Annotated in this window: 7 protein-coding genes; 6 read left to right on the forward strand and 1 reads right to left on the reverse strand. The window is 55.1% G+C overall.

The window, feature by feature from the left end; translation table 11 throughout:
* Positions 1-279: 279 nt before the first annotated feature.
* The 4 genes from metA (at position 280) to aceK (ending at position 6,304) form a co-directional block, all read left to right on the forward strand.
* Positions 280-1,209 (forward strand): homoserine O-succinyltransferase, encoded by a 930-nt coding sequence (metA, locus tag ACIPDS_RS21460; protein ID WP_400740251.1) that lies wholly within the window; start codon positions 280-282, stop codon positions 1,207-1,209.
* A 270-nt stretch (positions 1,210-1,479) separates the two neighbouring features.
* Complete coding sequence (aceB, locus tag ACIPDS_RS21465) at positions 1,480-3,081, forward strand: malate synthase A (protein ID WP_400740253.1); 1,602 nt, start codon at positions 1,480-1,482, stop codon at positions 3,079-3,081.
* Between the two features lie 31 nt (positions 3,082-3,112).
* A complete protein-coding gene (gene aceA, locus ACIPDS_RS21470) occupies positions 3,113-4,417 on the forward strand; it encodes an isocitrate lyase (RefSeq protein WP_166517226.1) in 1,305 nt (434 codons plus the stop codon).
* A gap of 102 nt (positions 4,418-4,519) precedes the next feature.
* Complete coding sequence (gene aceK / locus ACIPDS_RS21475; protein ID WP_400740257.1) at positions 4,520-6,304, forward strand: bifunctional isocitrate dehydrogenase kinase/phosphatase; 1,785 nt, start codon at positions 4,520-4,522, stop codon at positions 6,302-6,304.
* A 51-nt stretch (positions 6,305-6,355) separates the two neighbouring features.
* Here aceK and iclR read toward each other — a convergent pair whose 3' ends face one another.
* Complete coding sequence (iclR, locus tag ACIPDS_RS21480) at positions 6,356-7,180, reverse strand: glyoxylate bypass operon transcriptional repressor IclR (RefSeq protein WP_166517228.1); 825 nt, start codon at positions 7,178-7,180, stop codon at positions 6,356-6,358.
* 195 nt (positions 7,181-7,375) lie between these two features.
* On the opposite strand from iclR, the gene metH reads away from it, so the two are divergent.
* Both metH and ACIPDS_RS21490 read left to right on the forward strand, forming a co-directional pair.
* Positions 7,376-11,059 (forward strand): methionine synthase, encoded by a 3,684-nt coding sequence (metH, locus tag ACIPDS_RS21485; protein WP_400740261.1) that lies wholly within the window; start codon positions 7,376-7,378, stop codon positions 11,057-11,059.
* A gap of 227 nt (positions 11,060-11,286) precedes the next feature.
* Positions 11,287-12,918, forward strand: a complete 1,632-nt coding sequence (locus ACIPDS_RS21490) for a Na/Pi cotransporter family protein (protein ID WP_400740264.1) — start codon at positions 11,287-11,289, stop codon at positions 12,916-12,918.
* Positions 12,919-13,033 lie beyond the last annotated feature (115 nt).

Genomic DNA, 13,033 nt, shown 5'->3' on the forward strand with positions numbered 1-13,033 from the left:
CAGAACCGGTGAAACTCCCGGGGTCACTGCGTTCGCCCGGGCTACAATATGGTGCGGAAGGTAGCCCGGACGAGGCGTTCACGCCGACTCCGGGGAAGCTCCCTCACTACATATCATCCCATTTCTGATAAACCCAACCGCCCGATCATTTTCCCCCCGCCTTGCTGATTGAAACTTTCTCACCTTCCACATGCAGACTCGACATTTCACCTGATTCTGGGTATCGTTAGGTGTCTGGAAGTCTAAACGTTTATACGTATGCTGTGAGGTAATAAGGTTATGCCGATTCGGGTGCAGGACGAGCTACCAGCCGTCAAGTTTTTGCGTGATGAGAATGTCTTTGTAATGACGACATCGCGTGCAACAGGTCAGGAAATTCGTCCGTTGAAGGTCCTTATCCTTAACCTGATGCCCAAGAAGATTGAGACAGAGAATCAATTCCTGCGTCTTCTATCAAACTCTCCCCTACAGCTGGATATCCAGCTGCTGCGTATTGATGCGCGTGAATCACGTAATACGCCAGCGGAGCACCTCAACAACTTTTACTGCAACTTTGATGATATCCGCCACGAGAATTTCGATGGCTTAATCGTCACCGGCGCACCGTTAGGGTTGGTTGAATTCAATGATGTCGCCTATTGGCCTCAGATCCAGCAGGTGCTGGAGTGGGCAAAAGATCACGTCACCTCAACGTTATTTGTCTGTTGGGCGGTGCAAGCCGCACTCAATATACTCTACGGTATTCCAAAACAAACCCGCGATGACAAGCTATCTGGCGTTTATGAACACCATATTCTCCACCCACACGCATTGCTGACACGCGGTTTTGACGACACGTTCCTTGCCCCGCATTCACGCTACGCCGACTTCCCGGCGAAGCTGATTCGTGACTATACCGATCTCGAAATCTTAGCCGAAACGGCAAATGGTGATTCCTACCTGTTTGCCAGCAAAGACAAGCGTATTGCCTTCGTCACTGGCCACCCGGAGTATGATGCCGATACGTTAGCAAGCGAGTTTTTCCGTGATGTTGATGCGGGATTAAGTCCCGAAATCCCGTACAACTATTTCCCGCAAAACGATCCAGAAAACAAACCGCAGGCGAGCTGGAGAAGTCATGGCAACCTGCTGTTTATCAACTGGCTCAACTATTACGTCTATCAGATCACGCCATACGATCTGCGGAACATGAACCCAACGTTAGATTGATCGACTGCACTTCACGATCCTAAAGCGTTTCAGCATCCTCATCAGGCACCTTCGGGTGCCTTTTTTGTTTCCGAAAACCACTTCACTTAATTTCTAAAATTTATTCCTATATTAATCAATGAATTGAATTTATTTTTAAATAAAAATGGAAATCGTTTTTGATTTTTTAATTTTATTGATTAGGCTTAAAAACGTTGGGCAAAAAAACGACAACGATCGTTTGCTCATCTTACGGGGATACCTTTCGGATCATTAACGAGGAGCAGCACCATGACACAACAGGCCACAACAACCGATGAACTGGCTTTTCTTAAGCCCTCTGGCGCGCAAGAGCAGCAGGTTCTGACTGCGGAAGCGGTGGAGTTTCTGACCGAACTGGTGACCCGATTTACGCCTAAACGTAACAAACTTCTGGCTGCTCGCATCCAGCAGCAACAGGATATTGACGATGGGAAGTTGCCTGATTTTATTTCGGAAACCGCTTCCATTCGTGATGGTGATTGGACGGTGCGCGGTATCCCAGCGGACTTACAGGATCGTCGCGTAGAAATTACCGGCCCGGTTGAGCGCAAAATGGTGATTAACGCCATGAACGCCAACGTCAAAGTCTTTATGGCTGATTTCGAAGACTCCTTGGCCCCGGACTGGAACAAAGTAATTGAAGGTCAGATCAACCTGCGTGATGCCGTCAATGGCACCATCAGCTACACCAACGAAGCGGGCAAAATTTATCAACTCAAGCCTGACCCTGCGGTATTGGTCTGCCGCGTCCGTGGTTTGCATCTGCCGGAAAAACACGTCACCTGGCGCGGCGAAGCGATCCCCGGCAGCCTGTTTGATTTCGCACTCTATTTCTTCCATAACCACAAAGCGCTGTTAGCAAAAGGGAGCGGCCCGTATTTCTACCTGCCGAAAACCCAGGCCTGGCAGGAAGCTGCCTGGTGGAGCGAAGTCTTTTGCTACGCCGAAGATCGTTTTGATCTGCCGCGCGGCACCATTAAGGCGACGTTGCTGATTGAAACGCTGCCTGCCGTCTTCCAGATGGACGAAATCCTGCACGCGCTGCGTGACCATATTGTCGGCCTCAACTGCGGCCGCTGGGATTACATTTTCAGCTATATCAAAACGTTGAAGAACTACCCCGATCGTATCCTGCCCGATCGCCAGGTGGTGACGATGGATAAAGCGTTCTTAAGTGCCTACTCGCGCCTGCTGATTAAAACCTGCCACAAGCGCGGCGCATTCGCGATGGGCGGCATGGCGGCGTTTATCCCAAGCAAAGACGCCGAGCGCAACGCGCAGGTGCTGAACAAAGTGAAAGCGGATAAATCGCTGGAAGCGAACAACGGTCACGACGGCACCTGGGTTGCGCACCCGGGGCTGGCAGATACCGCAATGGCGGTGTTTAACGAGATACTCGGCGAGCGCCCAAATCAGCTAACCGTTTCTCGTGCGGATGATGCGCCGATTACGGCGGAAGAACTGCTGACACCTTGTGACGGCGAACGCACAGAAGAGGGCATGCGTGCCAATATCCGCGTCGCCGTGCAGTACATCGAAGCGTGGATCTCCGGCAACGGCTGCGTGCCGATTTATGGCCTGATGGAAGATGCCGCCACCGCAGAAATCTCGCGAACGTCCATCTGGCAGTGGATCCATCACCAGAAAACGCTGAGCAACGGCAAGCCGGTAACCAAATCGTTATTCCGCCTGATGCTGGCCGAAGAACTACTGGTTATCAAAGAGGAGCTGGGCGATGCGCGTTTCAACGGTGGCCGTTTTACTGATGCCGCACGTTTGATGGAACAAATCACCACCTCCGACGAACTGATCGACTTCCTGACCTTGCCGGGCTACCGCCTGCTGGCTTAATTCACCACATAACAATATGGAGCATCTGCACATGAAAACTCGTACTCAGCAAATCGAAGAATTACAAAAAGAGTGGACTCAGCCGCGTTGGGAAGGCATTAACCGCCCGTATAGCGCGGAAGACGTGGTGAAATTACGCGGTTCGGTCAATCCAGAATGTACGCTGGCGCAGCACGGCGCGGCCAAAATGTGGCGACTGCTGCACGGCGAATCGAAAAAAGGTTATGTGAACAGTCTTGGCGCACTGACCGGCGGCCAGGCGTTGCAGCAGGCGAAAGCGGGTATTGAGGCAATTTATCTCTCCGGCTGGCAGGTGGCGGCAGATGCTAACCTGGCCTCCAGCATGTACCCGGACCAATCCCTGTACCCGGCGAACTCAGTACCGGCGGTGGTGGATAGAATCAACAACTCTTTCCGTCGTGCCGACCAGATCCAATGGGCAAACGGCATTGAACCGAACGACCCGCGTTATGTGGACTACTTCCTGCCAATCGTTGCCGATGCGGAAGCGGGTTTCGGCGGCGTGCTCAATGCCTTTGAACTGATGAAATCGATGATTGCAGCCGGTGCAGCGGCAGTACATTTCGAGGATCAGCTGGCGTCGGTGAAGAAGTGTGGTCATATGGGCGGTAAAGTACTGGTGCCGACTCAGGAAGCGATTCAGAAACTTGTGGCTGCGCGTCTGGCGGCTGATGTTATGGGCGTGCCAACGTTACTGATTGCCCGTACCGATGCGGATGCGGCGGACTTAATCACCTCCGACTGTGACCCATACGATAGCGGATTTATCACCGGCGAACGAACCAGCGAAGGTTTCTACCGCACGCAGGCAGGAATTGAGCAGGCCATCAGCCGCGGTCTGGCGTATGCCCCGTACGCGGATCTGGTGTGGTGCGAAACGTCGACCCCGGACCTGGAGCTGGCAAAACGCTTTGCTGATGCGATCCATGCGAAATACCCGGGCAAACTGCTGGCCTACAACTGTTCACCATCGTTCAACTGGCAGAAAAAACTGGACGATAAAACCATCGCCAGCTTCCAGCAGCAGCTTTCCGACATGGGCTACAAATATCAGTTCATCACCCTGGCGGGCATTCACAGCATGTGGTTCAACATGTTTGATCTCGCCAATGCTTACGCTCAGGGCGAAGGGATGAAGCATTACGTTGAGAAGGTGCAGCAGCCAGAATTTGCCGCGGCAAAAGACGGCTACACCTTTGTCTCTCACCAGCAGGAAGTGGGTACCGGATACTTCGACAAGGTCACCACCATTATTCAGGGCGGCGCGTCTTCCGTTACGGCGCTGACCGGCTCGACCGAAGAATCGCAGTTCTGATAAACGCCCGGTAGCGCTGTGCTTACCGGGCCGACAAAAGTAGGTCGGCCGGATAAGCCAACGCGCCATCCGGCACGACCGTGTGCCGGATGAGGGAATGCAATGACGCGTGGCCTGGAATTACTGATAGCCCAAACCATTCTGCAAGGCTTTGACGCCCAGTATGGTCGATTTCTTGAAGTGACTTCCGGCGCGCAGCAGCGTTTTGAGCAGGCCGATTGGCATGCGGTACAGCAGGCGATGAAAAGCCGTATTCATCTGTACGACCACCACGTGGGGTTGGTGGTTGAACAGCTGCGCTGTATTACCGATGGCAAAAGCACCGACGCCGATTTTTTGCTGCGGGTGAAGGCGCAATACACGCGTTTATTGCCGGACTATCCTCGTTTCGAGATTGCTGAGAGCTTTTTCAACTCGGTCTATTGCCGGTTATTCGACCACCGCTCGCTTAGCCCCGAGCGGATGTTTATTTTCAGCTCGCAGCCGGAGCGCCGCTTTCGTGCTATCCCCCGGCCGCTGGCCAAAGACTTCTTCCCGGAAACGGGCTGGGAAGCGGTAATTTTCAAAATGCTTAGCGACCTGCCGCTGCGCCTGCCGTGGCAGAACAAGTTTCGCGACGTGGGCTACATCATGGCGCACCTGTGCGAAACGCTGGACGCGGAGACGCTGCATCAATCCCATCTCCAGATTGCCAACGAACTGTTTTATCGCAACAAAGCGGCCTGGCTTATTGGCAAACTCATTACGCCCACCGGTACGCTGCCGTTTTTAATTCCTGTTCATCGCACGGATGAAGGGGAGCTGTTCGTCGACACCTGCCTCACCACCACCGAAGAGGCGAGCATCGTTTTCGGCTTTGCCCGCTCCTACTTTATGGTTTACGCGCCGCTACCGGCTGCGCTGGTTGAATGGCTGCGCGAAATTCTGCCGGGTAAAACCACCGCCGAACTGTATATGGCGATTGGTTGCCAGAAGCATGCCAAAACCGAAAGCTACCGTGAATATCTGAACTATATCGCGAGCGCGAACGAATCATTTATTGAGGCGCCGGGTATTCGCGGCATGGTGATGCTGGTGTTCACTCTACCGGGCTTTGACCGGGTATTTAAAGTCATCAAAGATAAATTTGCGCCGCAAAAAGAGATGTCAGCCGCCCACGTTCGTGCCTGCTACCAGCTGGTAAAGGAACACGATCGCGTGGGCCGTATGGCGGATACCCAGGAATATGAGAATTTCGTGCTGGACAAGCGGCAAATCGACCCGGCGCTGATGGCGCTGTTATTACAGGAAACCCCAAGTAAAATCGTCGATATGGGGGACAAAATCGCCATTAGTCATCTCTATATTGAACGGCGAATGGTGCCACTCAATATCTGGCTTGAACGTGTCGAAGGCCAGCAGCTACGCGACGCCATTGAAGAGTACGGCAATGCTATCCGCCAACTGGCGGCGGCGAATATTTTCCCCGGCGATATGCTGTTCAAAAACTTCGGCGTCACCCGCCACGGGCGGGTGGTGTTCTACGATTACGATGAGATTTGTTATATGACGGAGGTGAATTTCCGCCATATCCCGCCGCCGCGCTACCCGGAGGATGAACTGGCAAGTGAGCCGTGGTACAGCGTTTCGCCGGGGGATGTATTCCCGGAAGAGTTTCGTCACTGGCTTTGCGCCGACCCGCGCATTGGGCCGTTATTCGAAGAGATGCACGCCGACCTGTTCTGCGCCGACTACTGGCGAGGTCTACAAACGCGGATTAAAAACGGGCACGTAGAGGATGTTTACGCTTACCGCCGCCGCCAGCGTTTTAGCGTGCGCTACGGAGCAGAGGGAAGGCCGGATAAGGCGATTGCGCCGCCATCCGGCAATGTGCGCCGATCTGCCTGATGGCGCTACGCTTATCAGGCCTACCGAAAATGCCCCAAAGGGGCATTTTGTTTATCGAATCCCACCGTACGCCAGCGTGACCTCTTTCGCCGCCTTAATCACCATCGCGCCAAACTCGGTCACGCGGTCATCGGTAATACGGGAAATAGGCCCGGAGATCGAAATCGCCGCAAACGGTTCGCGGTGCTCGTCATAAATGCATGCCGCCACGCAGCGCAGACCCAGCGCATGTTCTTCATCATCGAACGAATAGCCACGCTTGCGCGTTTGGGCCAGATCATCCTTCAAATGCAGCGGCGAGACGAGCGTCGCATGCGTGTAAGCATGCAGCCCTTTGCGGTGCAGCAGGCCTGTCACCTCTTCTTCCGTCAGCTGCGACAAAAAGGCTTTCCCCGCGCCGGAGGCGTGCATCGGCAGCTTGCCGCCAATGGGAGCCGACATACGCATCAACTGCGTACACTGAACCTGATCAATGATGATGGCCTGGTGATCGCTTTTGTCGAGCACCGCCAGGTTGACCGTCTCCCCGGAGTTTTCCATCAGCGTGCGTAAAATCGGGTGGACAATGGCGAGCAGATTACGGCTTTGCAGGAAGCTACTGCCGACGATAAACGCATGTGCGCCAACCGCCCAGTGTCCCAAATCGCCAACCTGACGCACAAATCCCAGCTGTTGCATGGTGGTCAGTAAACGGTGGGTAGTGGAGTTGGGTAATCCAGCCTGCTGCGCCAGCTCGGTGAGCGCGACGCTAGTATGAGATTCGGCAATCCATTCCAGCAGTTTCAGACCACGGGTTAATGATTGTACCTGACCCGTCGCGGGTGCGGCGGCAGTGGTGGGCTTTCTGCCGCGTTTAGCGGGAACGTTGGCTACCATCGCAACTCCTTTCTGTATCGTGGAAATTATTTTCGTTTTTATTGATTATAATACAACCGTTCGTATTACTGCTCCGATGAGTGATGTTGAACTTGTCTCATGTAGACGGTTGTTTCCTTTTCCGCCACCTCGGTTTATGCCAGTATGCTTTATTGCCTTTTTTCTGGGTTTCGTTGAGCGTTGTCGGGAGCGAGTGTGAGCAGCAAAGTTGAACAATTACGTCAGCAGTTAAATGAACGTATCCTGGTTCTGGATGGGGGCATGGGTACCATGATCCAGGGCTATCGTCTGAGCGAACAGGACTTCCGTGGCGAGCTTTTCGCGGACTGGCCCTGCGACCTGAAGGGCAATAACGACCTGCTGGTGCTCAGTAAGCCGGAAGTGATTACGGCTATCCATAGCGCCTACTTTGAAGCGGGTGCGGATATCATTGAAACCAACACCTTTAACTCGACAACTATCGCCATGGCGGATTACCAGATGGAATCCCTGTCGGCGGAAATCAACTTTGCGGCGGCCAAACTGGCGCGCGCCTGCGCAGACGAGTGGACGGCACGCACGCCGCACAAACCGCGCTACGTGGCCGGGGTGCTTGGCCCAACCAACCGCACCGCGTCCATCTCACCGGACGTCAACGACCCCGCATACCGTAACATTACCTTCGATCAACTGGTGGCGGCCTACCGTGAATCCACCAAAGCGCTGGTGGAGGGCGGCAGCGACCTGATCCTGATTGAAACCGTCTTTGATACCTTAAACGCTAAGGCCGCTATTTTTGCCGTAAAAGAAGAGTTTGAAGCGCTGGGCGTCGACCTGCCGATTATGATCTCCGGCACCATTACCGATGCCTCCGGGCGTACGCTCTCCGGCCAGACCACAGAAGCCTTCTACAACTCATTACGCCACGCCGATGCGCTGACCTTTGGTCTTAACTGTGCGCTAGGCCCGGATGAGTTGCGCCAGTATGTACAAGAGCTTTCGCGCATCGCCGATTGCTACGTCACCGCGCACCCGAACGCTGGCCTGCCGAACGCCTTTGGGGAATACGACCTCGATGCCGACACTATGGCTGCGCAAATTGGCGAATGGGCGCAAGCGGGCTTCCTCAACATCGTCGGCGGTTGCTGCGGCACCACGCCGCAACACATTGCCGCCATGAGCCGTGCGGTTGAAGGGCTGCCGCCGCGTAAGCTGCCTGATTTGCCGGTTGCCTGCCGTTTGGCCGGTCTGGAACCGTTGAATATCGGTGACGATAGCCTGTTCGTGAACGTCGGCGAACGTACCAACGTGACCGGTTCGGCAAAGTTTAAGCGCCTGATCAAAGAAGAAAAATATAACGAAGCGCTGGCTGTCGCCCGTCAGCAGGTGGAAAGCGGTGCGCAGATTATCGATATCAACATGGATGAGGGGATGCTCGACGCCGAAGCGGCGATGGTGCGCTTCCTCAACCTGATTGCCGGTGAGCCGGATATTGCCCGCGTGCCAATCATGATTGACTCTTCTAAATGGGAAGTCATCGAAAAAGGCCTTAAGTGTATTCAGGGCAAGGGCGTTGTTAACTCCATCTCGATGAAAGAAGGTGTGGATCTGTTTATCCACCATGCGAAAAAAGTGCGCCGCTATGGTGCCGCCATGGTGGTGATGGCCTTTGACGAGCAGGGCCAGGCCGATACTCGCGCCCGTAAAATCGAAATTTGCCGCCGGGCGTACAAAATACTGACCGAAGAGGTGGGTTTTCCGCCGGAAGACATTATTTTCGACCCGAATATCTTCGCCGTGGCAACCGGGATTGAAGAACACAACAACTACGCGCAGGACTTTATCGGCGCCTGTGAAGATATTAAACGTGAGCTGCCGCATGCGCTCATTTCCGGCGGCGTCTCCAACGTCTCGTTCTCGTTCCGCGGCAACGACCCGGTGCGCGAAGCAATCCACGCGGTATTCCTCTACTACGCCATCCGCAACGGCATGGACATGGGCATCGTCAACGCCGGACAACTGGCGATTTACGACGATCTTCCTGCTGACCTGCGAGATGCGGTAGAAGATGTAATCCTCAACCGCCGTGACGACGGCACCGAGCGCCTGCTGGATTTGGCGGAAAAATATCGCGGCACTAAAACCGACGATACCGCCAACGCGCAACAGGCAGAGTGGCGCAGTTGGGAAGTGAATAAACGCCTGGAATACTCTTTAGTCAAAGGCATCACCGACTTTATCGAACTGGATACCGAAGAAGCGCGTCAACAGGCGGCGCGCCCGATTGAAGTTATCGAAGGGCCGCTGATGGACGGCATGAATGTGGTCGGCGATCTGTTCGGTGAGGGGAAAATGTTCCTGCCGCAGGTGGTGAAATCCGCCCGCGTCATGAAGCAGGCGGTGGCCTATCTGGAGCCGTACATCGAAGCCAGCAAAGAGAAAGGTTCGAGTAACGGCAAGATGGTGATCGCCACCGTGAAGGGCGACGTACACGACATCGGCAAAAACATCGTCGGCGTGGTGCTGCAATGTAACAACTACGAAATTATCGATCTTGGCGTGATGGTGCCTGCGGAGAAAATCCTCAAAACCGCCCGCGAAGTGAATGCCGATCTGATAGGCCTTTCCGGGCTGATCACCCCGTCGCTGGACGAAATGGTCAACGTGGCCAAAGAGATGGAGCGTCAGGGCTTCACGATCCCGCTGCTGATTGGCGGTGCCACGACCTCAAAAGCCCATACCGCGGTCAAAATTGAGCAAAACTACAGCGGCCCAACGGTCTACGTGCAGAACGCCTCGCGCACCGTGGGCGTGGTGGCGGCGCTGCTGTCGGATACTCAGCATGACGATTTTGTCGCCCGCACGCGCAAAGAGTATGAAACCGTACGCATTCAGCACGCGCGCAAGAAACCGCGCACTCCGCCGGTGACGCTGGCCGCCGCGCGCGAAAACGACCTGGCGTTTGACTGGGAAAGCTACACCCCGCCGGTGGCCCATCGTCTGGGCGTGCAGGAGGTTGAAGCCAGTATTGAAACGCTGCGTAACTACATCGACTGGACGCCGTTCTTTATGACCTGGTCGTTGGCGGGTAAATACCCGCGCATTCTGGAAGATGAGGTGGTGGGGGAAGAAGCCAAGCGCCTGTTCAAAGACGCCAACGATCTTCTGGATAAATTGAGCGCCGAGAAAGCGCTCAACCCGCGCGGCGTGGTTGGGTTGTTCCCGGCCAACCGTGTCGGTGACGACGTGGAGATTTACCGTGATGAAACGCGCACCCACGTGCTGAACGTCAGTCGCCACCTGCGTCAACAGACCGAGAAGGTTGGCTTTGCTAACTACTGCCTGTCTGACTTTGTGGCGCCAAAACATTCCGGTAAAGCGGACTATATTGGTGCCTTTGCCGTAACCGGTGGTCTGGAAGAAGATGCGCTGGCGGACGCGTATGAAGCTCAGCACGATGATTACAACAAAATCATGGTGAAGGCTATCGCAGACCGTCTGGCAGAGGCGTTTGCCGAATATCTGCATGAGCGGGTGCGTAAAGTTTACTGGGGCTATGCGCCAAACGAAAACCTCAGCAACGAAGAACTGATCCGCGAAAACTACCAGGGTATTCGCCCGGCACCGGGCTATCCGGCCTGCCCGGAACACACGGAAAAAGGCACCATCTGGGAATTGCTGGATGTCGAAAAGCACACCGGCATGAAGTTGACGGAATCTTTCGCCATGTGGCCCGGCGCGTCGGTCTCCGGCTGGTACTTCAGCCATCCAGACAGTAAGTACTATGCCGTGGCGCAGGTTCAGCGCGATCAGGTTGAAGACTATGCGCTGCGTAAAGGAATGAACGTCGCGGAAGTGGAGCGTTGGTTGGCCCCTAACCTCGGTTACGACGCAGACTGATTCACAAAACTGTCATCTTTCCTTACAACTAACAGGGTGCTCAATGAGCACCCTGTCTCTTTATTGTGAGTAAACCCTTATACTAAAAGAAGGTTCGCGGCGGCTGCCGGATGGCGCTGTGCTTATCCGTCCTACGTAGGGATTGTTTGTCTGCCGGATACGCCATCCGGCAGAGTGCTGACGCCTTGAACCTCTGGAACCTATAACGATAAGGAGAAGCTGATTCCGTGTTAACTCTGCTACACCTGCTTTCTGCTGTCGCCCTGCTGGTGTGGGGCACCCACATTGTTCGTACCGGCGTCATGCGCGTTTTTGGCGCACGCTTACGTACCGTTCTCAGCCGTAGCGTTGAGAAAAAACCGCTCGCCTTCTGCGCGGGTATTGGCGTCACTGCGCTGGTGCAAAGCAGCAACGCCACGACCATGCTGGTCACCTCGTTTGTCGCCCAGGATCTGGTAGCGCTGACCCCCGCGCTGGTGATTGTGCTCGGTGCTGACGTTGGTACCGCGCTGATGGCGCGTATCCTGACCTTTGACCTCTCCTGGCTGTCGCCGCTGCTGATTTTTATCGGCGTGACGTTTTTCCTGGGCCGCAAACAGACGCGTGAAGGGCAGCTTGGGCGCGTGGGGATTGGCCTGGGTCTGATTCTGCTCGCGCTGGAGCTGATTGTGCAGGCGGTAACGCCTATCACCCAGGCGAACGGCGTGCAGGTTATTTTTGCCTCGCTGACCGGCGATATCCTGCTGGATGCGCTGATTGGTGCCGTGTTTGCGATCATCAGTTACTCAAGCCTGGCGGCCGTGCTGTTAACCGCGACGCTGACCACCGCCGGGGTGATCTCCTTCCCGGTCGCACTATGCCTGGTCATTGGTGCCAACCTGGGATCAGGTCTGCTGGCCATGCTCAACAACAGCGCGGCGAACGCCTCTGCCCGACGCGTGGCGCTGGGCAGCCTGCTGTTTAAGCTGGTGGGCAGCCTGATTATCCTGCCATTCGTCCACGTCCTGGCGACCACGTTGCAAAAGCTGCCGCTGCCGGAAGCCGAGCTGGTTATCTACTTCCATGTCTTCTATAACCTGATCCGCTGCATCGCTATGGTGCCGTTTGCGGAGCCGATGGCGCGTCTGTGCAAACGCTTGATCCGTGATGAACCTGAACTTGATGCGCACCTGAAACCGAAACATCTGGACGTGACCGCGCTGGACACCCCGACCCTAGCGCTGGCGAACGCCGCGCGCGAAACGCTGCGTATTGGCGATGCCACCGAGCAGATGCTGGAAGGGTTGAAAAAGGTGATGAACGGCGAGCCGCGCGAAGAGAAAAACCTGCGCAAGCAGGCGGATGATATCAACGTGTTGTATACCGCCATCAAGCTCTATCTGGCGCGAATGCCAAAAGACGAACTGGCCGAAGAAGAGTCTCGCCGCTGGGCGGAGATTATTGAGATGTCGCTCAACCTCGAACAGGCATCGGACATTATTGAGCGTATGGGCAGCGAGATTGCCGATAAATCGCTCGCCGCGCGACGCGCCTTCTCGATTGAGGGCTTAAAGGAGCTGGATAGCCTTCATGAACTGCTGCTGAGTAATTTGCAGCTGGCCATGTCGGTATTCTTCTCCGGCGACATTACCACCGCCCGTCGGCTGCGCCGTAGCAAGCATCGCTTCCGCATCATGAACCGCCGCTATGCGCATGCCCACGTTGACCGCCTGCATCAGCAGAACGTACAGAGTATTGAAACCAGTACCCTGCACCTGGCGCTGTTGGGCGATATGCTACGTCTGAACTCGCTATTCTGCTCAGTGGCCTACAGCGTGCTCGAACAGCCGGACGAAGACGACGACCGCGACGATTACTAGCGGGGGAGAAACAGCCTATCTTGTAGATACTGTTATCGCCTGCAAGCATTTTTATTTCCCGCAGTCACGGATTGCAGGCACGACCACCCACAGCGCCGTCTGGCGCTGTTTTTCT

The sequence above is a fragment of the Kluyvera sp. NPDC087067 genome (assembly GCF_044745165.1).
In the GTDB taxonomy this organism is placed as follows: domain Bacteria; phylum Pseudomonadota; class Gammaproteobacteria; order Enterobacterales; family Enterobacteriaceae; genus Kluyvera.

Coding starts and splice junctions, on each gene's coding strand:
- aceK (WP_400740257.1), top strand. CDS start 4,520: ATGACGCGTGGCCTGGAATTACTGATAGCCCAAACCATTCTGCAAGGC.
- metA (WP_400740251.1), top strand. CDS start 280: ATGCCGATTCGGGTGCAGGACGAGCTACCAGCCGTCAAGTTTTTGCGT.
- iclR (WP_166517228.1), bottom strand. CDS start 7,180: ATGGTAGCCAACGTTCCCGCTAAACGCGGCAGAAAGCCCACCACTGCC.
- aceB (WP_400740253.1), top strand. CDS start 1,480: ATGACACAACAGGCCACAACAACCGATGAACTGGCTTTTCTTAAGCCC.
- aceA (WP_166517226.1), top strand. CDS start 3,113: ATGAAAACTCGTACTCAGCAAATCGAAGAATTACAAAAAGAGTGGACT.